This is a genomic window from Paenibacillus sp. LX16 (assembly GCF_036252815.1).
GTDB classification, from domain to species: Bacteria; Bacillota; Bacilli; order Paenibacillales; family Paenibacillaceae; genus Paenibacillus; species Paenibacillus polymyxa_B.
On sequence record NZ_CP141152.1, the window covers coordinates 5,843,940 to 5,866,551 of the forward strand.

At 44.3% G+C, this 22,612-nt stretch carries 24 protein-coding genes and 1 tRNA gene; 3 read left to right on the forward strand and 22 right to left on the reverse strand.

The annotated features are described in order from the left end of the window. Window positions 1-142 precede the first annotated feature (142 nt). From T3H97_RS26245 to rpsF, 8 genes are all read right to left on the reverse strand, one after another. Entirely contained in the window at window positions 143-1,108 is a 966-nt protein-coding gene (locus T3H97_RS26245; RefSeq protein ID WP_013312795.1) for an ABC transporter ATP-binding protein, read from the reverse strand. Then, window positions 1,105-2,088: an ABC transporter ATP-binding protein gene (locus tag T3H97_RS26250; RefSeq protein ID WP_023991142.1), complete on the reverse strand. Its 984-nt coding sequence runs from the start codon at window positions 2,086-2,088 to the stop codon at window positions 1,105-1,107. The genes T3H97_RS26245 and T3H97_RS26250 overlap by 4 nt, the downstream gene beginning before the upstream one ends. 13 nt (window positions 2,089-2,101) lie before the next feature. Continuing rightward, window positions 2,102-3,025 (reverse strand): oligopeptide ABC transporter permease, encoded by a 924-nt coding sequence (gene opp4C / locus T3H97_RS26255; protein ID WP_029518954.1) that lies wholly within the window; start codon window positions 3,023-3,025, stop codon window positions 2,102-2,104. 11 nt (window positions 3,026-3,036) lie between these two features. After that, complete coding sequence (locus tag T3H97_RS26260; RefSeq protein ID WP_250241375.1) at window positions 3,037-3,999, reverse strand: ABC transporter permease; 963 nt, start codon at window positions 3,997-3,999, stop codon at window positions 3,037-3,039. A gap of 68 nt (window positions 4,000-4,067) precedes the next feature. Next, entirely contained in the window at window positions 4,068-5,807 is a 1,740-nt protein-coding gene (locus tag T3H97_RS26265; protein WP_328801367.1) for an ABC transporter substrate-binding protein, read from the reverse strand. Window positions 5,808-6,328: 521 nt separating this feature from the next. Continuing rightward, window positions 6,329-6,601 carry a 30S ribosomal protein S18 gene (rpsR, locus tag T3H97_RS26270; RefSeq protein WP_013312800.1) on the reverse strand — a complete coding sequence of 91 codons (273 nt, stop codon included), beginning with the start codon at window positions 6,599-6,601 and terminating at the stop codon, window positions 6,329-6,331. A gap of 21 nt (window positions 6,602-6,622) precedes the next feature. Further along, window positions 6,623-7,114, reverse strand: a complete 492-nt coding sequence (ssb, locus tag T3H97_RS26275) for a single-stranded DNA-binding protein (RefSeq protein WP_328801368.1) — start codon at window positions 7,112-7,114, stop codon at window positions 6,623-6,625. A 49-nt stretch (window positions 7,115-7,163) separates the two neighbouring features. Then, window positions 7,164-7,448, reverse strand: a complete 285-nt coding sequence (gene rpsF / locus T3H97_RS26280) for a 30S ribosomal protein S6 (RefSeq protein WP_013312802.1) — start codon at window positions 7,446-7,448, stop codon at window positions 7,164-7,166. Window positions 7,449-7,766: 318 nt separating this feature from the next. On the opposite strand from rpsF, the gene T3H97_RS26285 reads away from it, so the two are divergent. After that, a complete protein-coding gene (locus T3H97_RS26285; RefSeq protein ID WP_013312803.1) occupies window positions 7,767-7,961 on the forward strand; it encodes a YjzC family protein in 195 nt (64 codons plus the stop codon). Window positions 7,962-8,327: 366 nt separating this feature from the next. Continuing rightward, window positions 8,328-8,645, forward strand: a complete 318-nt coding sequence (locus T3H97_RS26290; protein ID WP_013312804.1) for a hypothetical protein — start codon at window positions 8,328-8,330, stop codon at window positions 8,643-8,645. Between the two features lie 218 nt (window positions 8,646-8,863). On the opposite strand, the gene T3H97_RS26295 is transcribed toward T3H97_RS26290, so the two are convergent. The 3 genes from T3H97_RS26295 to T3H97_RS26305 form a co-directional block, all read right to left on the reverse strand. Further along, window positions 8,864-8,954: transfer RNA gene (locus tag T3H97_RS26295), tRNA-Ser, on the reverse strand. A 77-nt stretch (window positions 8,955-9,031) separates the two neighbouring features. Further along, window positions 9,032-9,256 carry a DUF951 domain-containing protein gene (locus tag T3H97_RS26300; RefSeq protein ID WP_250241381.1) on the reverse strand — a complete coding sequence of 75 codons (225 nt, stop codon included), beginning with the start codon at window positions 9,254-9,256 and terminating at the stop codon, window positions 9,032-9,034. Then, complete coding sequence (locus T3H97_RS26305) at window positions 9,246-10,196, reverse strand: mechanosensitive ion channel family protein (protein WP_328801369.1); 951 nt, start codon at window positions 10,194-10,196, stop codon at window positions 9,246-9,248. The genes T3H97_RS26300 and T3H97_RS26305 overlap by 11 nt, the downstream gene beginning before the upstream one ends. Window positions 10,197-10,568: 372 nt before the next feature. Between T3H97_RS26305 and yyaC the strand changes: the two genes are divergently transcribed. Beyond that, window positions 10,569-11,174: a spore protease YyaC gene (gene yyaC / locus T3H97_RS26310; RefSeq protein ID WP_025723135.1), complete on the forward strand. Its 606-nt coding sequence runs from the start codon at window positions 10,569-10,571 to the stop codon at window positions 11,172-11,174. On the opposite strand, the gene T3H97_RS26315 is transcribed toward yyaC, so the two are convergent. The 11 genes from T3H97_RS26315 to rpmH form a co-directional block, all read right to left on the reverse strand. Next, the gene (locus T3H97_RS26315) at window positions 11,128-11,649 is read right to left on the reverse strand and encodes a DUF4446 family protein (RefSeq protein ID WP_328801370.1); all 522 of its coding nucleotides are present in this window, start codon (window positions 11,647-11,649) and stop codon (window positions 11,128-11,130) included. The two genes, yyaC and T3H97_RS26315, sit on opposite strands and share 47 nt — an antisense overlap. A 198-nt stretch (window positions 11,650-11,847) precedes the next feature. Next, on the reverse strand, window positions 11,848-12,690 hold the full coding sequence (locus T3H97_RS26320) for a ParB/RepB/Spo0J family partition protein (RefSeq protein ID WP_039272130.1): 843 nt from the start codon (window positions 12,688-12,690) through the stop codon (window positions 11,848-11,850). Next, entirely contained in the window at window positions 12,683-13,444 is a 762-nt protein-coding gene (locus T3H97_RS26325) for a ParA family protein (RefSeq protein ID WP_023991152.1), read from the reverse strand. Before T3H97_RS26325 ends, T3H97_RS26320 begins: the two co-directional genes overlap by 8 nt. A 186-nt stretch (window positions 13,445-13,630) precedes the next feature. Continuing rightward, a complete protein-coding gene (noc, locus tag T3H97_RS26330; protein ID WP_013312811.1) occupies window positions 13,631-14,449 on the reverse strand; it encodes a nucleoid occlusion protein in 819 nt (272 codons plus the stop codon). Window positions 14,450-14,881: 432 nt separating this feature from the next. Next, window positions 14,882-15,604 carry a 16S rRNA (guanine(527)-N(7))-methyltransferase RsmG gene (gene rsmG, locus T3H97_RS26335; RefSeq protein WP_328801371.1) on the reverse strand — a complete coding sequence of 241 codons (723 nt, stop codon included), beginning with the start codon at window positions 15,602-15,604 and terminating at the stop codon, window positions 14,882-14,884. Continuing rightward, window positions 15,604-17,493 carry a tRNA uridine-5-carboxymethylaminomethyl(34) synthesis enzyme MnmG gene (gene mnmG, locus T3H97_RS26340; protein ID WP_104497447.1) on the reverse strand — a complete coding sequence of 630 codons (1,890 nt, stop codon included), beginning with the start codon at window positions 17,491-17,493 and terminating at the stop codon, window positions 15,604-15,606. Before mnmG ends, rsmG begins: the two co-directional genes overlap by 1 nt. Before the next feature lie 97 nt (window positions 17,494-17,590). Next, a complete protein-coding gene (gene mnmE / locus T3H97_RS26345; RefSeq protein ID WP_328801372.1) occupies window positions 17,591-18,967 on the reverse strand; it encodes a tRNA uridine-5-carboxymethylaminomethyl(34) synthesis GTPase MnmE in 1,377 nt (458 codons plus the stop codon). Window positions 18,968-19,094: 127 nt separating this feature from the next. After that, window positions 19,095-19,856: an RNA-binding cell elongation regulator Jag/EloR gene (gene jag, locus T3H97_RS26350; RefSeq protein ID WP_328801373.1), complete on the reverse strand. Its 762-nt coding sequence runs from the start codon at window positions 19,854-19,856 to the stop codon at window positions 19,095-19,097. Next, entirely contained in the window at window positions 19,853-20,719 is an 867-nt protein-coding gene (locus tag T3H97_RS26355; protein WP_250241422.1) for a YidC/Oxa1 family membrane protein insertase, read from the reverse strand. Before T3H97_RS26355 ends, jag begins: the two co-directional genes overlap by 4 nt. A 71-nt stretch (window positions 20,720-20,790) precedes the next feature. Beyond that, the gene (gene rnpA, locus T3H97_RS26360; protein WP_013312817.1) at window positions 20,791-21,141 is read right to left on the reverse strand and encodes a ribonuclease P protein component; all 351 of its coding nucleotides are present in this window, start codon (window positions 21,139-21,141) and stop codon (window positions 20,791-20,793) included. A 264-nt stretch (window positions 21,142-21,405) separates the two neighbouring features. Beyond that, window positions 21,406-21,540 (reverse strand): 50S ribosomal protein L34, encoded by a 135-nt coding sequence (gene rpmH / locus T3H97_RS26365; protein WP_007433250.1) that lies wholly within the window; start codon window positions 21,538-21,540, stop codon window positions 21,406-21,408. Window positions 21,541-22,612 lie beyond the last annotated feature (1,072 nt).

A 22,612-nucleotide genomic window follows, 5' to 3' on the forward strand; every position in this document is an offset into this window, starting at 1 on the left:
TTTATTAGACGATGAAAAATCCATTTTGTCTGCAATTTTTCGAAAAAAAGATACAATTTTTTTACCTTTTTTATTTCACGCCAAAATATCCGTCAATTCTGCTTCAGGATGACGGATATTTTGCTGTCCTAATTATTATATTTTAGGCAAAGTGACAGGCTACAAAATGCTGATCGCCCGCATCGCGGTATACCGGAATCTCTGTTTTACAACGTGCTTCTGCCATAGGACAACGTGTATGAAACTTGCATCCTGAAGGCGGATTGGCCGGAGATGGGATGTCTCCTTTCAACACAATCCGTTGTCTCTTGATCGTGGGATCGGGAATCGGTACTGCCGATAACAGCGCCTTCGTGTACGGATGAAGTGGATTACTAAACAGTTCCTCCTTGGAGGAAAGCTCTACCATTGAACCCAGATACATCACACCAATCCGGCTACACAGATGCTCGACTACACTAAGATCATGCGAGATGAACAGATAGGTCAATTGGCGTTCCTGCTGCAAATCACTTAACAAGTTAATGATCTGGGCCTGAATAGACACATCCAGAGCAGATACCGGCTCGTCAGCCACAATAAAATCAGGATTCAAAATCAAAGCCCGTGCAATCCCGATCCGCTGACGCTGGCCGCCAGAGAACTCATGCGGATACCGATCATAATGATACGAGGACAGCCCGCAAATGTTCAGCGTTTCATTGACCTTCTTCCGCAGCTCACTACGATCAATCAACCCATGATCCAGCAATGCCTCTCCAATGGCTTCACCGACCTTAATTCTCGGATTCAGTGAGCTAAAAGGGTCCTGAAAGACGATTTGCAACTTCGGACGAAGCGCACGGATCTGCTCTTTGTTTAACGCGTGCAAATCCTCGCCTTTATATCGTACCGATCCCTCTGTCTTATCCATCAATCTGAGAATCGTACGTCCAATCGTACTTTTGCCGCAACCCGATTCTCCTACCAGACCGAAGGATTCACCCTTATGAATGTTAAAGGATACATCATCGACTGCTTTCACATGTCCGACAGTACGCTGAAAAATCCCGCCTGTGATCGGGAAATACTTTTTCAGCCCTTCCACTTGAATCAAAGGCTCGCTCATATCCGTTGCCCTCCTTCTTTCTCATATAGCCAGCAGGCAACCTTATGACCATTCTCCTTTTCATTCAAAGGAGGAGCCTGATCCTTGCAAATTTGCATACAATGGGAGCATCGATCATGAAAATGGCAATTTTCTCCCAGCTCAATTGGATTTGGAACCTGTCCTGGGATGGAATACAGTCGATCCATTTTCTGATTAATGACGGGCTTCGCCTTTAGTAAGCCTTGAGTATATGGATGCTGCGGATTTTTAAACAGCTCAATGACAGGCGCCTCTTCAATGACGTTTCCAGCATACATAACGACCACATAGTCAGCCATTTCTGCCACAACGCCTAAGTCGTGCGTGATGAGCATAATGGAGGTTTTAAGCTTATCCTTCAAATCCCGCATTAAATCCAGAATCTGTGCCTGAATCGTAACATCCAGTGCCGTTGTTGGTTCATCCGCTATCAATAGCTTCGGATTACAGCTTAATGCGATGGCAATCATGATCCGCTGGCGCATACCGCCACTCAATTCATGAGGATAGGAATGAAATATTTCTTCCGACCGCGAAATCCCCACCAAATTAATCAGTTCAATTGCCCGAGCATGTGCTTCTTTTTTACTCATTAATGTATGCATCAGCAATGGCTCCGTGATCTGTTCCCCAATCGTAAGCACGGGATTCAGAGAAGACATGGGCTCCTGAAAAATAATCGAGATGTCATTGCCGCGAATCTGCTGCATTTGACCTTTATTGAGTTTTAGGAGGTCCTTGCCCTCAAACCAGATTTGTCCGTCTGAGGTGTGGGGAGAATCAATCAACCGCATCATCGTCATCGCTGTTACACTCTTACCGCAGCCAGATTCTCCTACCACACAGAGCGTTTCACCCTCACGAATTTTAAAACTGACGTCATTGACCGCTTTGACAGTTCCGTTAGAGGTATGAAAGTGGGTTTTCAGGTTACGAAATTCAATCAAAGCATTTTCCATAAACGTTCGTCTCCTACTTCTTCATTTTAGGGTCCAGTGCATCGCGCAAACCGTCGCCAATCAGGTTAATCGCTACAACTGTAATGAGAATACACATTCCCGGTGGAACCCATATCCAAGGCCGTTTGCGGAAGTCAATTAGGTTATTCGCAGCCGATATCATGTTCCCCCACGAAGGTGTGGGCGGCACAACACCGATTCCCAAGTAACTGAGTGCAGATTCTGTAATAATCGCACCCGCTACTCCAAGCGTAGCCGTAACAATAATGGTAGGAATCGTGTTCGGTAGTAAATGTCGGAATATTTTGCGACGGTCTCTCAAGCCTAGCGCTTCCGTCGCCTGCATGAACTCCTGTTCACGCAGCGTAAGGATCTGCCCCCTGACCAGACGGGACAAGCTAGTCCAGCTCAGGACCCCGATAATGAGCATCAGAAAATAAATGCGATTCGACGGATCAACCTTCAAATCCGACAGAACAGCACCTAAAATAATAAGCAGCGGTAATGTAGGGAGTGCCATGAAAATATCGGCAATCCGCATAATAACCGTATCCACGCCTTTACGATAAAACCCTGCCAGCGCACCCAACGTCGCTCCGATCATGACCGAAATAAACGTAGCTACTAGTCCCACCGTCAAGGAAATACGGCCGGCCAGCATCGTACGCAGCAAAATATCTCTACCAAACTTATCTGTACCAAGCCAGTACTTAGCATTAGGCGATAAATTTTTGTCAGCTAGCCTGTAATCATCTAAATGATAAGGTGAAATCATCGGTCCAAAACTACAAATGACAACCATCAAAATTAATATAACGAGACCAGCCAAAGCCAGACGGTTTTGGTTAAAACGGCGAACGGCGATTCTCCATGGAGACGCTTCAGGACGGATCGCCGCCTTTTGATTCGTTTCAATCGTGACTGTTTCTGCGGACAATAGTATCCCTCCTACTTCAAGCGAATTCTTGGATCTGCCATGCCATACAATACATCAGAGAGCAAATTACCGATAAGCGTTAGTAACGCTAAGAAAATCGTGAAGCCCAACATAAACGGATAATCCCGCATACTAATCGACTCCAGATAAACCTGACCCACACCTGGCCACACAAATACCTTCTCCAGAATCATCGCTCCACCAAATAAGGCCGGAAGCTCGAAGCCGAGTAGTGTGATGGCTGGAATCAGTGCATTGCGCAGTGCGTGCTTGAAAATAACTGTCCGTTCCTTCAAGCCTTTGGCGCGTGCGGTACGAATATAATCCTGACGAATGACCTCCAACATGCCTGTACGGAAATACCGAGTCAGGCTTCCTGTGCTCAGCATCGTAAGTACGAGTGTCGGCAGGAACATATGCTTGAGAACATCCACCATATAAGCCCATGAGCCTGGCTCCATCCCTGCTGTGGTCATGCCCCCAACCGGGAGAACCCCCCACTCCAGGGCAAATATTTTGATGACCAATAGACCAATAAAGAATGAAGGCAGCGACATACATAAGAAAATAAATAATGTGACAAACTTATCGAATAGCGAATATTGGAACTTGGCTGAAAATACCCCTGCAATAACCGCAATCAACCAGCTAAAAATAAGACTAAAAAAAGCGATAATAAATGAGTTCCATACATAATTGCCAATGACCTTCGTTACCGGCTGCTTATGCTGTAATGAATCCCCCATATTCCCCTTTAACATATTACCGGCCCATATAAAATAGCGTTGGTATTCCGGTTTATCCAGCCCGTAGATATGTCGTAGCTGCTGCGCCTTTTCGGCGGTCATATTCGGGTTCTGCTTGGCTGTAATATAATCACCCGGCACCATGGCTGAAATCGCAAATACGATAATAGATATGCCAATAAGTGTGGGGATGAGTTGCAGCAGTCTTCGAATAATGTACTGCTTCATATTCATTCCTCCAGACGAATAAAGTGATATGCCCAGCTCGTGAGAGCTGAGCATACGATTGGCAACCCTTATTGAGCGATCTGAGCGTTATGCAGAGTGAATTCAAAGTCTTTGTATGGTGTAATTTCCAAGCCGGTTACACGTCCATTAACTGGCCACATATCTCTGCGTTGGTACATAAAAATAGTTGGCAGATCTTTGTTCAACTCTTGATAGAGCTGTTTGTAAATCTGTTTGCGTTTCTCTTGATCCAGCTCATGCTTACCAGCCAGCGTTAGTTCATCGACCTTCTTATTGGAATAGCCGATATCATTTTGCGCACCATTCGTAATAAAAGTCGTTGTATCCGGGTCTGGAGTTAAGCCCCAAGCCGCGAAGAACATATCGAACTTGCCCGTATCCTTCTTATCCATAATGGCGTTAAAATCTAAAGTTTCGGAAGTCAGCTTGATGCCTAGCTCCTTATAGTTATTGGACATGATCGGTAGCAAGGCCTCTACTACTGGATTATCAGCAGTCGCAGAGAAGTTAATGGTCAGCTTTTCGCCGTCCTTTTCGCGAATTCCGTCAGCACCAACCTTCCAGCCTGCCTCATCTAGCAAAGCCTTCGCCTTAGCTGTATCAAATTCATATTTGTTGATACCTTCATCCGTATAAGACCAAGATTCTGTAGATTGTGGAATGTTAATAACATTCGCATATGGACCATACACGCCCTGCACAATCTCCTTGCGGTTCAAGCCAATGGTCAGAGCCTGACGTACTTTAGGGTCCTGAAATTTCTTTTCCTTGTGATTAAACGCAATATATCCATAGCCGTTTGTCGGCATAATATTCACGTCCAAGAAGCCCAACGCCTTTAATTCCTCTACATTGTCTTCCGTAACTGTGATGTTATCCATGTCCGTTTCACCTGTTTGCAGCATAGACAGGTTCGTTTCTTCTGTTGTTGTTTTAAAAATAACTGATTTCACCTTTGGTGCGCCCTTAAAGTAGTTTGGATTCGCTTCAAGAACGACTTGTTGACCTGGGGAGAAGCTCTTCAGTACATACTGACCAGAGCCGATCGGCTTATTATTAAGCGCCTTGATGCTGTCCAAGTTACCCTTTTTGAACCCTTTTCCATAATAAGCTTCTGGCATGAAGTATTGCTCACCCAGAAAATCCTTTGTATACGCTGTTGCTTCTGTAACGGTGACCTCTACTGTATTATCATTAATGACCTTGATCCCCGAGATATCATTTGCTTTGCCATCGTGATATTCTTTACCGCCTTTAATCTTAAAAGACAATACATCGGTTTCTCCATCATAATTCGGATCATGCAGCACTTTGAGTACAAAAGCATAATCCTTCACGGTTACTGGGGTGCCGTCACTATACTTCACACCTGGTTTCAGATGGAATGTATATTTTAGACCATCCGGCGATACATCAACCTTGTCAGCCAAACTATTTTCATATGTACCATCTGCCTTCACCTGTAAGAAGGAGTCAAATACTGTTCTGACTACATATAGATCGTAAGTCGTTTGCCAGAATAGCGGATTAAATACCCCTTTAGGTGATGTCATACCTACCACAATGTTATCTTTCCGATTAGTCGCTCCCGGAGGGTTTTGCGACAGATCAGTTGCTTTAATAACGCCCTCCGTAACAGGTGCACTTGCTTCATTTCCCTCTGTTTTTTTGTCCGCATTGCCTTGCTGTGGCTGTGCCTCATTAGCACCTCCGCTACATCCTGCAAACAGAACACCAACGATCGTAAGCATCATAAGCAAAGAAACCCATTTCTTCGTCTGCATCATCCTGTTAATCCCCCTTAGTCGGTTCTTTATTTAACAGCCTGTCTCATTCCTGCGGTGATTCGTTAAAGCTTGAGGTTTGAAAATGAAGTTTGCACATCCTCCTTACTGTCTTAATAGCGTAAACACGTGTTTTAGACCTCTGGTCAATTTTGTGCGTTAACAACCATTACATTTTTATTAAGGTTTATCTTAAGTGTAAAATAATATCACGTCAATATCTTTTTTTATGTAAAATAAAAATGCAAAATATCTATTCATGTAAAGTTTATGAATTTCACTTGTGGAAAATGACAGAAAACAGGATTCCATGTAATATAAATTAACATTCCGGAAGGCCGAAATGTTTACTCTGGCGAGTTGAGGAGCTTGCAATTTCACAAGCCATTAAAAGGTATACTATGGTTTATGGGTAAACATGGATTGTATTATTAGTAAGTTACAATAGATGGGACTTGTTGTCAATATAAAAAATCACAAAAAGACGCTCCCGGGATCGGGAACGTCTTTTTTTCCACCCACTACTATTCAGTAGTGTAAGGAAGCAATGCGATTTGACGGGAACGTTTAACAGCGATTGTCAACATACGTTGATATTTCGCGCTTGTTCCAGTCACACGACGAGGAAGAATTTTTCCACGTTCGCTGATGAATTTTTTAAGCAGGTCTGTATCTTTATAGTCAATGTGAGTAATTTTGTTCACAGTGAAGAAACATACTTTACGACGTTTGTTGCGACCACCACGACGAGCTGGTCTTTTGTTATCGTCTCCGCCTTCTCTTTGTCTGAAGCCCATTCTTTGTCAGTCCTTTCCCAATTAAAATGGTAAATCATCATCCGAAATATCGATCGGTTTTCCGTCATCGGAAAAAGGATCCTGATTGTTTCGCGAGTTATTATTCCCGCGTCCACTATTGCTGTTACCGCCTCCGAAAGGAGACTCCTCACGCGTAGCTCCACCGCTATTGCCGCCACCGTTACCGCCATCGCGGTTAGATTCCAAGAAACGCACATTATCAGCTACAATTTCAGTCACGTATACACGTTTTCCTTCATTGTTCTCATAATTACGCACCTGAACACGGCCTTCAACAGCCGTTAAACGACCTTTGCGAAGATAGTTAGCGCATGTTTCAGCAAGCTGACGCCAGGTTACGATCGGCAAGAAATCCGCTTCCCGTTCGCCGCCTTGACTCGTAAACGGACGGTCTACAGCCAGGGTGAACTGGGTTACTGCTACACCAGACGGTGTATAGCGCAGCTCTGGATCTTTGGTCAAACGACCGATCAGAATGACACGGTTCAACAATCCAATCCCCTCCTTTGAGCGTTGTTCATTACATAATCACGTACAATAATTAAGCTACGTCGTTCGTAATGAGATAACGAATTACTTCGTCAGAAATTTTCATGATACGCTCAAGCTCAGTAACAACAGCAGGTTCTGCTGTGAAGTTTACCAGAACGAAAGAACCATCACGGAATTTCTTGATCTCATACGCAAGACGGCGTTTAGTTACATCGTGACTCGTAATTTCGCCACCGCCGTTAGAGATGATACCTTGGAATTTATCGACTGTCGCTTGAACAGCTTCTTGTTCAATGTCAGGACGAATAATATACATCGCTTCATATTTGCGCATTCTTTACACCTCCTTATGGACATAAGGCCCTCAATCTCAGTTGAGAGCAAGGAACGAGCCTAAACTCGCACTAAAACAGTTTACCAAATTGAACAGCTGAATGCAACCTACAAATTCGATATATAAGCCTAAAACAGCTAAACACACTACATATCATCAGCTTTATACAATTTTATATAATACCGAAATTTTCGCATATATAAAGGAAATCATTTGATTCACTCACTATCTGTATACCCGATTTCGCATGTTTCTGTTCAAGACAGCGCACAATAACCGTTGCAGTTCAAATTCATTTATCTAAGGAGGCACCACCGTATGGGTGAAAAGACGGAGTTCGAACCAGGGGATAAGGTCCCAAACGACGGCGTATACATGGAGGTCGGAGAAAAGAGTTTCCATACTGAAATCCAAAACCCCCAGCAAGTAACGCTGGAAAGAGGCGATTCTTTTCCGGAAACCGCCAACCATAATCGCAAATGGAAGAAAAAAACGAAAGCTCGTGTCCACTAATGTATATTTCTTCGGAATCCTGGCCATATTATGATTAGGCGATACAACAGAGAGGTGTGGTTCCGTTGGACGACGTAGCCGGACAAACTGTTAGGAGATCCATTCCGGGCATTAGAAGCGTTAGGTTTGTGTAAAAGGACACTGTCTTTTCAACACGGTATTGCTGGTCAGTACACCGAGTTTCATGATGTGATTGGACAGATCGTATCCTGTTAAAAATGTATCGCCTACGATGGAGGACCTTTGTGGTCCTCCTTTGTTGCATTATCGGACTTTTTGCATATCCTGGTAAAATGCAGATTAATTCAGCTCCTTCTGCTAGAATATATCCAAGTACAAAGACCTACTATCTACGGAGGTTTAAAAATGAGCTATTCTCGAATATTAAAGTGGATATCAGGTATATTCGAATTGGTGCTTGCCGTACCGATTGTGGGGGGAGCTATTGTCATGGGGACCGGCTACTCGGCTCTGGGATTTATGCTTGTCCTGCACGCAGTAACACTTATCCTGTCGTTACGCAATCAGGAGGCGATCTACGGCTCCGTATGGGGAGTACTCACTTCTTTGCTGGCCTGGATACCCTTTGTAGGCTGGGCTCTCCATTTGATTGCAGCGATCCTTCTGATGATCTCTGGCTCAAAAAAAACAAAACGCTATCATTACCCGCCTAACCAGCTATAACAAAAAAATGCTCCTAACGGCAATGTTTCTCTGCTGTCAGGAGCATTTTTTTGCTATAACGCCTTATTTATCCCCCAATAGACTCTTAATCATTTGCTCCATCTTACCCTTTTAATCTTAGTGCTCTCCACTTTATCACAGTCTGTTGACCTCTTATTTCACAAACAAAAATCCCCTACGTCACAGACGTAAGAGATTGGTTTATTTAATGAAGTTAGTGGCGGAAAGAGTGGGAGTCGAACCCACGCACGCCTTGCGACGCCTAACTGATTTCGAGTCAGCCCCCTTAGACCTCTTGGGTACCTTTCCGCAGCAAGGATAATTATATCATCATTGCAACTGTGACGCAAGCTGATTCTGGTTCATCGCCATTCATCTTTCTTGGTTCAATTTACTTCCGTGTTTTGCTCGTCGGCGTTGGCCTTTGAGCGCAGCACTTTCTTCATATTCTTTTCGAACTTGGCACGCGGAATCAGCACACTATGCTGGCAACCGACACATTTGATTCGAATATCCATCCCCATGCGGATAATTTCCATTTCATTCGTTCCACACGGATGAGGCTTCTTCATCTGTACAATGTCCCCTAGTTCAAATGACTTACGCTCCACCCTTCTCTCCCCCTTTTCTTCCTTGCTCATCTTCTTTTTCTAGGGTTATCGCCGTCTCCAAGGCGGCCTGACGATGTTCTTCATCCTCTAGGGCCTTCTTGATGTTATTCTGAATATCACGCTCTACCATGGCCCCTGTATTCGGCATACATTCTGCCACAACACGCACAATATACTCTGAGGTGGTCATGGACTGAACCCCTAACACATCCGGTATATTAAGTATCTGTACATTGGACTCCTCAATTCCTTGGATTGCCTGTTTCACCAAGCCAACAGCTTCCTCCAGGCTACGCTCGGCCTTCATTGGCACATCCACTACCGCTAACGCGTTGGACATGGAGAAGTTCGTTACCGTTGTAATTGAACCATTTGGTAAAATGTACACCTCACCTTTCCAGCTGACCAGTCTGGTTGTACGCAACCCGATCATTTCCACCGTACCCTTGAAAGTGCCTGTCTGAATGACATCTCCTACGGCAAATTGATCTTCAAAAATAATAAAGAATCCGGTAATTACATCCTTAACCAAACTCTGTGCCCCAAAACCAACAGCCAATCCAAGCACTCCAGCTCCAGCAATCAGAGGGCCGAGATTAATGCCCATTTGCGATAGCACCAGCATAATCAAAATGAAATTAAATACAATATTGGTTACATTTTTCAATAGTTCCCCAACAGTCGTTAAGCGCCTTGTATTCAATCGAAACCTGCCGTTGTCTCCTTTTTGTTGCATCGACTTATCTATAATTTTATTAATAACTCGAATAAAGATACGTGTGATGATAAAAATAATCGCGATTTTCAAAATCACAAACAAAAGGGTCGACCACATCGTACTATCTGTAAGCCATTTCCATACAGCATCCTTCCAGTGAATCGCATCTTTCACTACATCATCCGTACCTACATTACCGGCTAACCAATGTATAAAGGTCATGCTGTACTCCTCCTTAACAAAGGGAACTACTCTTCCTGCTTCCCGAATTCTATTCCCACTATCAGATTTTGCAAAATTCGATTCCAGTCGCTCCAAAGTGCAAGATATAGACGAACTAGACCATTTCGATCTATATCTTGTTCATTGGAAGTCGCTTATTGGATTTTTGCAAAATCCTCACTATATAAGCTTATCTACTGACTTCAAACATATGGCTATGAATAATCTACTTCCTTCGAGTATAAAAGCACAAGTTTATCCATATACTAGCTACTATCTTGAGCATAAATGTTACCCGCAGGCTAATTGTTATTCTCCAAGGTACAGCGAGCGTAACCCGCACACTCCATTACAGAGCGAAAGGAAGATTCCATGACTCATCCATCTGACTTCATTCCGGGGCAAGAACCCCTAAGCTTAAAAATATCACACACAGACCCCGGGATCCAATCAGCCATCATCCATCGTCTGCTGTTCCATCTGCACCAGGCGCCGAGTCTGCAAAATATCGTCATTATTTGCATCGGCACCGACCGTTCCACTGGAGACTGCCTGGGTCCGCTCGTAGGTACGCATTTATCACGCTACAAAAGCCCTCTGTTTAACCTATACGGTACATTAGAGGAGCCTGTACATGCCATGAACCTGCAAACGACGCTGAATGGTATACAAGCCCGATATGAACAGCCTTATATCATTGGTATAGATGCATGTCTTGGACAAACCTCCAGCGTTGGATGCATTCAGGTTTCAGATGGTCCTCTCAAGCCTGGAGCAGGTGTAAATAAAGAATTACCGCCGGTCGGCGATATCCATTTGACTGGTATCGTTAACGTCGGCGGCTTCATGGAATACTTCGTGCTGCAAAATACGAGACTAAATTTGGTAATGAAATTATCAGATATCATTGCTGGCAGCCTATACTCCGCGATTAAGGAGTGGCATTACCGTTCTGTCCTGCTTGCTGCGCAAGAGTAACGGCTTCTTTTTCTTCAGGGGATAAGGAATAGGTGGATTGTCCCCCTTCTAGAGGCTTGGCATACACATATGAGCCATCTCGGTTATAAATGCCGGTTAGTACCATACCATCCTGATTGTCGTCTACAATAGCCAGAGAAAAGCTTAAATCGCTTCCTCTCTCACCAAAGGCATTATAGCGTTTGATACCTATATGTCCCTTCAAGCCAGTCAGTTTACTACGTAGTGATTTCATACTTGCACGATGGGTTTCCTGCTCATCCTCAATCGTATCCATTTGTACCTTCAAATCAATCAGCAGCGTTTCCAAATTCTCGACACCGCTGCCTGCCATCATGGTTTCATACTTTCGCCGCATCTTCTTCAGCTTTGAACCCTGCACGATAATAACAATCAACAGGATAAGCAAAATAAGCACGATCCCTGCAACGATTCCGGCAAGCTGTTCCATGATTAGTCCATTCAATTCAGCCATATGCTTGCTTCTACTCCTCTACCTCAAAAATCATGTACCTGCATACTTATATTTTATACGTTTGAGAACAGCGAAACAAATAACACAAGGCTATTAGTTTATCCATCAAAACCATTCTAATTCCTGCAATTCCAGACAAAGCAAAGACATATCTCACTTTCCATTTTGCTCAAGGAGACATGTCCATGTTTCAACAAACTACTGTAATAGCTCCAGTAATCTTTCCAAATCCTGCTGGCTGTAATAATTCAATTCAATTTTGCCTTTATCCTTATTGTGCTTGATCTTTACAGTTGTTTTAAAGCGTTCACGCAGGGACTCTTCCATATGGTCAATATAGGGGTCCTTTTTTCGTACCTTTGCTTTGGCTTTCGCCTCACCAGGTTTATGATCCAACTGCTGTACAGCTTCCTCCAGTTCGCGAACACTCCACTGCTGTTCAATACATTGCTGTGCTAACTGTTTTACCATGTCTGGATCTTTGAGCCCAACAATAGCTCTAGCGTGTCCCATAGACAATGTTCCACGTGAAACATGATCTTTAACTTCTTCAGGCAATGCGAGCAAACGAAGGAAATTGGCAATATGAGAACGTGATTTTCCCACTTTCATGGACAACTCTTCCTGAGTTAAAGAAAATTGATCCATCAATCCCTGATAAGCTACTGCTACTTCCATAGCATTCAAATTCTCACGCTGCAAATTCTCAATCAGGGCAATTTCCATCACCTGCTGATCCGTAAAATTGCGAACAACTACAGGTATAGTCGGATTCCCACAAAATTGAGACGCCCGAAACCGCCTTTCCCCGGCTATGATTTCATATCCTCGCAATACACTACGTGCAATAATAGGTTGGATAACACCGTGCTGACGAATAGACTCGGCTAATTCCTTAATGGACTCTTCATCAAACGTTTTTCGAGGCTGGTACGGGTTTGCACGCAACTGGCTGAGCGGAATGTCAACAACCTTATCTTCTTCATTGACCATAAGGGAGGGAATGAGTGCATCAAGTCCTTTTCCCAACCGTTTACTCATAAGATACCACTTCCTTTGCCAACTCAATATATACCTCTGCCCCACGTGAACGGGGATCATACGTAATAATGGACTGGCCATGTGATGGTGCTTCGCTGAGTCTCACATTGCGTGGAATAATTGTCTGATAAACCTTGCTTTGAAAATACTTTTTCACTTCTTCAATCACCTGAATACCCAAGTTCGTGCGGGCATCAAACATGGTTAACAGCACACCTTCAATTTGCAATGAGGTGTTCAGATGTTTTTGCACTAATCGCACAGTATTCAACAATTGACTTAATCCTTCTAATGCGTAATATTCACACTGGATTGGAATAATGACTGAATCGGAAGCCGTCAATGAATTAAGCGTCAAAATACCAAGCGATGGCGGGCAATCAATTAATATATAATCATAATTATGCTTAACAAGTTGAAGCGATCTTTTTAATCTCAATTCGCGAGAAATGGTCGGCACCAGTTCAATTTCCGCGCCTGCCAACTGAATGGTTGCCGGAATAATATCTAATCCCTCAACCTGTGTACTCACAATAGCTTCGCTAGGATCAACCTCGTTAATGAGTACATCGTAAATGCAATTTGCCACGTCCGCCTTATTGATACCCACACCGCTGGTTGTATTACCTTGCGGGTCGATATCCACGAGCAATACCCTTTTGCCGAGGGAAGCAAGTCCGGCGCCCAAATTAACGGAAGTAGTTGTTTTGCCTACTCCGCCCTTTTGATTGGCTACGGCTATTATTTTTGACACTTCATTCACCTCATAATTTAATCGGAATCCTGCTACACTCCATAACTACAAAACGCTCTATGGAGACGTTACTTAGTCCTTAACTTACGGATAACGGCAATTTCAGAATAGAATTGAGTATGCTGCGGTTTTATTCGGCGTTAGACAGAAAAAGCGGCAATTGCTGCCGCCTGTACGCTTCATCCCTTACTTACGTTTGGGAATTTGGATGACAATCTCATAGTGATCCTCATGATCAGATTCCTTGGTTTTGATATCCAAGCCTGAGCCAGACACCATATCAATGGATTGACGAATCGTATTCAGCGCGAGCCGGACATCCTTGGTAAAGGAAATCCGCTTCGATTTCTTATTGGTGGATACTTGTTTATAAAAGGCAACTCTTGCCTCTGTCTGCTTCACATTGAGTTCCTTGGCAATGACTTCATCTAAAACCTTGTACTGTAGTTCTTCGGTCTCTAATGACAATAATGCACGAGCATGACGCTCAGACACCTTCCGTTCCATTAGAGCCTCTTTCACTCTCTCCGGCAGATGAAGAAGCCGTATCTTGTTAGCAATAGTGGATTGGCTTTTGCCAAGTCGTTGAGCGAGGCTTTCCTGGGTGAGCTGGTGTAGATCAATCAGCTTTTGGTAAGCTACAGCCTCTTCAATCGCAGTTAACCCTTCCCGTTGAAGATTTTCAATCAACGCGATGGATGCAGCTTGTGAATCATTAAACTCACGAACAATGGCAGGAATAGTTTCCATACCCAGCTTGGTGACAGCTCTCCAACGACGTTCCCCTGCTATAATCTCATATTGTCCATTACGGAAACGAACGACAATCGGTTGAATTACACCATGCGTCTTAATGGTCTGGCATAGCTCATCAATCTTCTCGTCGTCAAATATGGTGCGGGGCTGATAAGGACTGCTGACAATATCCCGAACTGGAATTTGTTTTATTTCGTCCCCAGTAGATCGCTCCGTCAAACCAAATAGCTTGGAAAATTGTTCTTTCATTCCGTATAATACCACCTAATTTCATAATAGCACCATACTAACAGCGCTTCGTGAAAAACAGTTCCTTACGCGGATCGTAGACCCTTTTATATGAAACAGCGCCGTAAGCGGGTACACTCCATGTACTCCCCTGACATTTGTTGTCCCACTCCCCTATATGTATATCTGAATTCATGGGTACAGGAGCAGTCAACTTACATTAAAACGATTATCTCTATTCTATCACTTTTCCAGCCATAATCCTATCGTATCTACCAGCTTTTCGGAAGGATCAGAGAATAAATTATGCATCCTCTTTGATAACTAACTATCCATCTTCCTCCCCAAATGTAAACAAGAACGCATGTTAGCAAAGAGCCTTTTATGTAAAAAGTCTATCAGCCATAAAAAAAGTGAATGTTTCACGTGAAACATTCACTTTCTTTCAAACATTTACACTAACGGCGACTTCAAAGGAGTACCCGGCTTACGTGGATATTTTCGTGGTGTCGCCGCTCTTTTCTCAATAATAATCATATGTCTGGCTGCATCTTCAACAGGTAGCTGGAAGGCCTGAACATGTTTGATTTTTCCTTTTAGCTCTTTCAAACTGTAGGAAGCTTCCTTGATTTCCTCCGTAGGATCACTGCCCTTCATCGCGGCAAAGTGTCCCCCTTCACGGACAAACGGCAAACAAAATTCATTCAATACGGCGAGACGAGCAACCGCTCTGGCTGTCACTAGATCATAGCTATCGCGGTATCCTGGTTTACGCCCCAATTCCTCTGCTCTGCTGTGAACCAGTTCAACATTTTCCAAACCCAACTGCTCTACTACATGAGTCAAGAACTGTATACGTTTGTTCAACGAATCTACAATAGTCAACTGAATCTGCGGAAAGCATATTTTCAAAGGAATACCTGGAAAACCTGCACCTGACCCAATATCAGCCATGCTTCCCACATCTTTTAACGGAACATAAAAGGCCAGGGAAAGAGAATCATAAAAATGCTTGGTGTACACTGCATCGCGTTCAGTAATACCCGTCAGATTCATTTTTTCATTCCACTCAACCAGCACACGGTAATATGCTTCAAACTGCTCTAACTGACTGTCATTAATCACAATACTATGCTCTGCCAGCCGCTGCTTAAATTGCTGTTGTATCGCGTCCATTATGATCCCCTTGCTGCCGTTACGCGGTTATAATGCTCCAGATAAACCAGCAAAATGGAAATGTCCGCAGGAGTTACACCCGAAATACGGGATGCTTGACCAATCGACATCGGACGGATCTTCTCAAGTTTTTGCTTGGCTTCAATGGCCAGCCCTTGAACTTCACTGTATACAATATCCTCTGGGAGCTTCTTCTTCTCCATCTTTTGCAGACGTTCCACGTGCATCAATTGCTTTTCAATGTAGCCCGCATACTTAATCTGGATTTCCACCTGCTCCTGTTCTTCCTCAGTAAGAGCTATAGGTGAAGGTGAGATTTGTGCCACTTGCGCATAACTGATCTCTGGTCGACGCAGCACCGTTAACAAATTACTGCCATCCTGTATTGGTGCAGATCCACCTTGCTCCAGCATCTCATTTATATCAACCGGACGAACCTTCGCTAAGCGCAAACGTTCAATCTCTTGCTCTACCTTTTGTTTTTTATCCAAAAAGCGCTCGTATCGTTCATCCGTAATTAGGCCAATATCGTGCCCGATCGGAGTCAATCGCAGATCTGCGTTATCATGACGCAACAACAGACGGTATTCTGCACGCGACGTCAGCAAGCGATAAGGCTCATTCGTACCCTTCGTCACCAGATCGTCGATCAGAACCCCGATGTAGCCTTGCGAACGGTCCAGTACGACGGGCTCTTTGCCCTGCACCTTGCGAGCTGCGTTAATCCCCGCCATAATCCCTTGACCCGCAGCTTCTTCGTAACCGGAGGTACCGTTAATCTGGCCTGCTGTGAACAAGCCCGGGACTTTCTTCGTTTCCAAAGTAGGCCATAACTGCGTAGGTACCATTGCATCATATTCAATAGCATAGCCATTGCGCATCATCTCTACCTTTTCCATCCCCGGAATCGAACGCAGCACAGCTAATTGCACATCCTCTGGCAAGCTGGTCGACAAGCCCTGGACATAGTATTCAGATGTGTTTTTACCTTCAGGCTCCAAAAAGATTTGGTGCTTAGGCTTATCACTGAAACGTACCACCTTATCTTCAATAGATGGGCAATAACGTGGTCCCGTTCCTTCAATCAGACCAGAGAACATGGGTGCACGGTGCAAATTATCATTAATAATCTGATGCGTTTCTACTGAAGTATATGTCAGCCAGCAAGGAAGCTGTTCATTATCCGAAGACTTCGTTTCATAGGAAAAGAACTTCGGTTGATCATCACCCGGTTGTATTTCCGTTTTGCTAAAATCAATCGTGTCCTTATGCACACGTGGCGGCGTTCCTGTCTTAAATCGAACCAGATCAAAACCCAGCTCTCTCAAATGCTCAGACAATCTCAACGAAGGCTGTTGATTGTTCGGACCACTCTCATACATCAGCTCGCCCATAATGATTTTTCCGCGCAGATAAGTGCCTGTGGTTAGGACAACTGCCTTACTTCGATACTCTGTGCCCGTCTTCGTAATTACACCTACGCAATGACCGTCTTCCATAATCAGCTCTTCAACCATACCTTGGCGTAAGGTCAGATTCGGTTCCTTTTCCATCGTTTCCTTCATCGCATGCTGATAAGAGAACTTGTCTGCTTGTGCACGCAATGCATGAACCGCGGGACCTTTACCAGTATTCAACATTCTCATTTGGATAAACGTCTTATCGATATTCCGACCCATTTCGCCGCCCAGTGCATCAATTTCTCGCACCACATGCCCTTTTGCAGGACCGCCAATAGACGGGTTGCAGGGCATGAACGCGACCATATCCAGGTTAATTGTGATCATCAACGTGCGACAGCCCATCCGCGCTGCTGCCAAGGCTGATTCTACGCCCGCATGGCCCGCACCTACGACAATTACGTCATAGTCGCCTCCTTGGTAACCCATACCTTTCTTACCTCCTTATACATTCCGGACTTCACGCCGAATATGCTCTTGTATATCTATAACGATAGCAGGCTTATATCAGCCATGCTTGAATGTTCTATTTGCCTAGACAAAATTGTGAAAATATTTGATCTATTAGCGCATCATGCGCAGTATCGCCTACAATCTCGCCCAAATGCTCCCATGCCAGTCTTACATCAATCTGGATCATGTCAATTGGTACAAATTGATCAGCAGCTTCATAGGCATCTACCAGCGATTGGCGCGCCTTCTTCAACAAAGCAATATGCCGTACGTTGCTGACATATGTCATATCCGCCGATTCCAGCTTGCCGCTAAAGAATAAATTCGATATAGCCTGCTCCAGTCGGTCCGCTCCCTCATTTTCCTTCACAGACATCGGTACGATAAGCTCTTCGGGAACATAACGCAGCAACAAATCCCGGTCTACTTGAGCCGGTAAGTCCATTTTATTCATAATGACAATCGCTTGTCTACCGCGGATTTGTTCCATTAATGCCATTTCATCCTCATGCAGTGGTTCGTTGGCGTTAATGACGATGAGCAACAGATCTGCTTCACTAACTGCCGTTCTCGAACGTTCTACTCCGATCCGTTCCACTACATCCATCGTTTCACGAATCCCAGCTGTGTCCAGCAACTTGAGCGGAATACTATTAATCGTCACATATTCCTCAATAACGTCACGAGTTGTGCCCGGAATATCGGTCACAATGGCCCGCTCGCCCTGAGCCAATGTGTTCAGCAGTGACGATTTGCCCACATTTGGCCTTCCAACAATCGCTGTAGTCAGCCCTTCACGCAAAATCTTTCCCTGCTCCGCCGTATGCAGCAGCCGATCAATTTCCGTCATGACCTGACTGCTTTTATCCTTGATTAAGTCAGACGTAAAAGATTCAACATCGTGCTCAGGATAATCAATGTTCACTTCAATATGAGCAAGTGTCTCCACCAAGACATGACGCAAGCGACGAATATTCTGGGACAGTTGTCCATCCACCTGCTTCAAAGCCACCGAAAAAGCTTTATCTGATTTTGAGCGGATTAAGTCAATAACACCCTCTGCCTGACTCAGGTCAATACGACCATTTAAAAAGGCACGTTTCGTAAATTCACCTGGCTCAGCCAAACGTATATTTTGCAGCAATAGTAAATCCATTACCCGTTTGACGGCTACGACCCCGCCATGAGTACTGATTTCTACGACATCTTCTGTTGTAAAAGAGCGTGGCGCCCGCATCACTGTAACTAAAACTTCCTCCACCTTTTCCTGGCTTTGAGGATCTATAATATGTCCATAATGTACTGTGTGAGTTGGAGCCTTGCTTAGAGGCGTTTTACTACGAAACAAAGCCTCTACTTCCGTGACCGCTTCTGGACCGCTGACCCGCACAACCGCAATGCCGCCCTCGCCGACAGCCGTTGCAATGGCAGCTATAGTATCGCTCAGCATAAAATTTCTACCTCCTATCAAGTAGAAACGACTTGCCGTCCTTCATCAAGGACGGCAGCCGTTTCAGCGAGAAATATAAGAAAAAAAGCAATGGCTTCTGCATCTTGCAGAGAGCCATTGCGTCGGATTATTTTTTAGCAATGACGACGCGCCGATTGGGCTCGTCCCCCTTGCTGTATGTTCTAACCAGCGCATGCTGTTGGAGCTTGGCATGAATCAGTTTCCGCTCCTGTGACGGCATTGGCTCCAGTACCACTTCCTTGCCATAACGAATAGCCTGGTTCGCCAACCGATCTGCCAAATCCTCCAGCGTTTTTTGCCGACGTGCACGAAATTGCTCGGCATCCAGCACAATTCGGATGAATTTGTCAGAATGACGGTTGGCTACGATATTCGTCAGGTACTGCAATGCATCCAATGTCTGTCCTCTGCGACCGATCAACATACCGAGCGACGGGCCGGAGATATCCAGTGTACTTTCATCCTTGCGGTGGCGGACATCGACTTTAACGTCCAGTCCCATTCCTGCTGCTGTTTCACGGATGAAACGCACCGCCTCTTCATAAGGATCTATATGTCCCGAGGGTGCTTTCATGTTCATCTGTGCTTCCTGTGCAACAGGCCCGGTTTCTTCTGATAAAGCCTGTCCCTCGCTAGAAGGTGCTTGAGCCGATACATGAGGTTCAGCCGCGTGTGTGGTTTCAGGAGACGGCTCAGAGAGCAGCGTAAGCTCCACCTTCGCCTTCTTGACCCCGAGCCACCCCAGGAATCCTTTTGACGGCTGTTCCAACACGCTTACGGTTACCCGTTCACAGCTTACTCCCAGCTGGGAGAGTCCTTGTCTTACAGCATCTTCAACGGTTTTTCCTGATGTCACGACTTTGGTCATCTCGACTTTTTAGCCCCCTTCGTGTTTTTGCCACCTTTTTTCTTACTATTGGAGGAACCTGTTTTCGTGAGACTGGCTGTTTTCACATTCGCCAGTGCTGCTTCTTTATCCTTATTCCGATAAAGGAAATAGTTTTGAATGATCGTGTAAATATTACTGTAGAACCAGTACAACGGCAAAGCGGATGGGAAGTTGTACGACATGAACAGAATCAGCACCGGATAGACGTACAGCAAAAATTGCATCGGTCCCTGCTGCGGCGTCGGATTCATTTTCATCATCATCCAAGTTTGGACAAATGTCGTAATCGCTGCCAAAATCGGCAGGATAAACAAGTGATCCGGTTTACCTAACTGGAGCCACAAGAAGTCATGATCCCGCAATGCCGAGTTATAATATATGGCATTATAAAGCGCGATGAAAATTGGCATCTGTACTACCAAAGGAAGACAGCCAGCCATCGGGTTGACCTTATTTTCCTGAAACAACTTCATCGTCTCTTGCTGGACTTTTTCAGGCGTATCCTTGTATTTCGCTTGTATTTCTTTTAGTTGTGGCTGAATGGCCTGCATAGCTTTGGAACTACGTACTTGCTTGAGTGTAAGCGGCAAAATAATGGTTCGCACGATAATCACCAGAATCAGTACGGCCAGGCCATACTCTCCAGAGAACCATTGGGCAAATGTATCTAGCGCATACGAAAACCAGTAAACGACATATCTTTGCCAAAACGATCCATTGGCCAAGTCTGCCGTCGTGTAAGAATTGTGGGCCGTCTGGGCACATCCGGACAGCACAGCAACAAGTGCCAATAAGGCAATCAGGAGGAACCATTTTCCCCGTTGAGTCTTCAAACGCGACACTTCATAACCCCTTTCTTAACCAATCCATTCCAACGTAAATCATACCATATCCTGTAGGACAAAGATACTGACTATCGGCGTGAAGACTTGAGCAGCGAGGCTTTGCGTAGAACGTGCAGCACGCTTTTCTCCAGCTCTTGATACGACATTGTAACCGCACCCTTACGAACGATAAAAATCAGGTCAATCTGCTCCACCAATTCATGCTCATGATGGCGTACAATTTCCTTAACGATTCTGCGCATCCGGTTGCGAACTACTGCATTGCCGATCTTCTTGCTGGCCGAAATTCCGACGCGGAACTGCTCTACCTCTCTGCGGCGGAACCAGTACACCACAAACTGATGGTTGGCAAAAGATTTGCCATGGCGGTATACGCGCCCAAAGTCCGCCCGGTTTCGTAGACGCAATTTTTTTTGCACGGCGCTTCTCCTTGCTCATCTCTTTTACACATGTTGGTAAGCTAACCTTTACCTTTTATATAGTAAGAAGTATGGACAACATTCCAACATGGTAATCTCGCTTATTTTATATCCGTTTTCAAAAGCTTCATCTAATATAGGACAGGATGCTGGACTTCTCCCTCTTCTTTCACTACATTTTTACAACAATAAAAGAAGGAATCCGCTCCCTGAATACCTCAATTATGAAAAAAAAAGACCACCGTAGTGGTCTTTATGCACGCATTACGCACTCAATACTTTTCTACCTTTTTGGCGACGAGCTGCCAAAACTTTACGGCCATTCTTCGTGCTCATTCTTTTACGGAAGCCGTGAACTTTTTTACGTTTGCTGACATTCGGTCTGAAAGTCGGTCTCATTGTGCTGCACCTCCTTACAAGGAATACGTTTTATATGGAATATACCTAACGTAGCAATCTCCACAAAAAACACCTTTGTACATTTAACCACAAATAGCGGTCAAAGTCAATGTACTTGTGAATCCTCTCCCTCTTTTTCGAATCAGGAAGCCTCCTCCCCTTCACCCCGCTCACTCACTTCACTCTTTTATTCCCTTATTTCATAGAATTTCTTTCGCCTCTCCTCCATTATCAGCATTCTATTTGTAGTTTTCACTCCTCCAAAAACTGTTTTTTTACATTTATTCATTCTGTAACTTGAATCCATCCTATTTTCAGATCGACGTTATTAGGTTCGTTCAAAAATAATGTCGGAAACGTTACCGGAAATTTTCAACAGAAAAATAAGCCTCCGTGACCAAAAGGCAACAGCTGTTATACACAGATCCACAAAAAGAACTGAATTGTGATTTAAATGGTCATAACCTGTGCATAACATTTTAGAGTAAAAAAGAGTTATTGTCGAAAACTGAACAAATTATAAACAATATCTTGTGTTGTGAATAAAAATTGTACACAACAGATTGAATTTGTGGATAAATAACCACCAGTCATTGAAATACAAGGCTTCTTTTGCTATGATGATATTACTTTTGAATGTGAATATGTTGTTTTACCCTCCATATTATCAACACCCTGTGGATAAAGTTGTGAACAAGTTCAATTTATCCATCTTTTTATTTTTGTGCGGATTTGGGATTCTGGGGATATATTCTACATTTTTCATTTGATTTCGACATATTGCAGTCCCGTTTTGGCCTGCGGGATCAAGAGAACGGATCGTGCCGCACATTCCCTCCTGAGAAATATCGCCTCTCTTCTGCTGATCAGCAGCGGAATTTCCATTAGCTATTTTTCAGGGTCATTTTGTGCTGCGTTCTCTCACCACACTGCCGCATGATTTAGGCGGCGGTATGTCTTTTTATGGCCTTCAACAACATTTTTGGGATTTTAGGCGTTTTGCCGAAGCGCCGAGAGCAGCTCTCTGCAGCTTAATTCGGTAAAATGTCAGGATTTAAAAGGAGTGACGTCT

What these genes read in the sequence shown, in the direction of transcription:
- T3H97_RS26245 (WP_013312795.1), bottom strand. Translation starts at nt 1,108, where the DNA reads ATGAGCGAGCCTTTGATTCAAGTGGAAGGGCTGAAAAAGTATTTCCCG.
- T3H97_RS26250 (WP_023991142.1), bottom strand. Translation starts at nt 2,088, where the DNA reads ATGGAAAATGCTTTGATTGAATTTCGTAACCTGAAAACCCACTTTCAT.
- T3H97_RS26260 (WP_250241375.1), bottom strand. Translation starts at nt 3,999, where the DNA reads ATGAAGCAGTACATTATTCGAAGACTGCTGCAACTCATCCCCACACTT.
- T3H97_RS26265 (WP_328801367.1), bottom strand. Translation starts at nt 5,807, where the DNA reads ATGATGCAGACGAAGAAATGGGTTTCTTTGCTTATGATGCTTACGATC.
- rpsR (WP_013312800.1), bottom strand. Translation starts at nt 6,601, where the DNA reads ATGGGCTTCAGACAAAGAGAAGGCGGAGACGATAACAAAAGACCAGCT.
- rpsF (WP_013312802.1), bottom strand. Translation starts at nt 7,448, where the DNA reads ATGCGCAAATATGAAGCGATGTATATTATTCGTCCTGACATTGAACAA.
- T3H97_RS26285 (WP_013312803.1), top strand. Translation starts at nt 7,767, where the DNA reads ATGGGTGAAAAGACGGAGTTCGAACCAGGGGATAAGGTCCCAAACGAC.
- T3H97_RS26290 (WP_013312804.1), top strand. Translation starts at nt 8,328, where the DNA reads ATGAGCTATTCTCGAATATTAAAGTGGATATCAGGTATATTCGAATTG.
- T3H97_RS26305 (WP_328801369.1), bottom strand. Translation starts at nt 10,196, where the DNA reads ATGACCTTTATACATTGGTTAGCCGGTAATGTAGGTACGGATGATGTA.
- yyaC (WP_025723135.1), top strand. Translation starts at nt 10,569, where the DNA reads ATGACTCATCCATCTGACTTCATTCCGGGGCAAGAACCCCTAAGCTTA.
- T3H97_RS26315 (WP_328801370.1), bottom strand. Translation starts at nt 11,649, where the DNA reads ATGGCTGAATTGAATGGACTAATCATGGAACAGCTTGCCGGAATCGTT.
- T3H97_RS26320 (WP_039272130.1), bottom strand. Translation starts at nt 12,690, where the DNA reads ATGAGTAAACGGTTGGGAAAAGGACTTGATGCACTCATTCCCTCCCTT.
- noc (WP_013312811.1), bottom strand. Translation starts at nt 14,449, where the DNA reads ATGAAAGAACAATTTTCCAAGCTATTTGGTTTGACGGAGCGATCTACT.
- rsmG (WP_328801371.1), bottom strand. Translation starts at nt 15,604, where the DNA reads ATGGACGCGATACAACAGCAATTTAAGCAGCGGCTGGCAGAGCATAGT.
- mnmG (WP_104497447.1), bottom strand. Translation starts at nt 17,493, where the DNA reads ATGGGTTACCAAGGAGGCGACTATGACGTAATTGTCGTAGGTGCGGGC.
- mnmE (WP_328801372.1), bottom strand. Translation starts at nt 18,967, where the DNA reads ATGCTGAGCGATACTATAGCTGCCATTGCAACGGCTGTCGGCGAGGGC.
- jag (WP_328801373.1), bottom strand. Translation starts at nt 19,856, where the DNA reads ATGACCAAAGTCGTGACATCAGGAAAAACCGTTGAAGATGCTGTAAGA.
- rpmH (WP_007433250.1), bottom strand. Translation starts at nt 21,540, where the DNA reads ATGAGACCGACTTTCAGACCGAATGTCAGCAAACGTAAAAAAGTTCAC.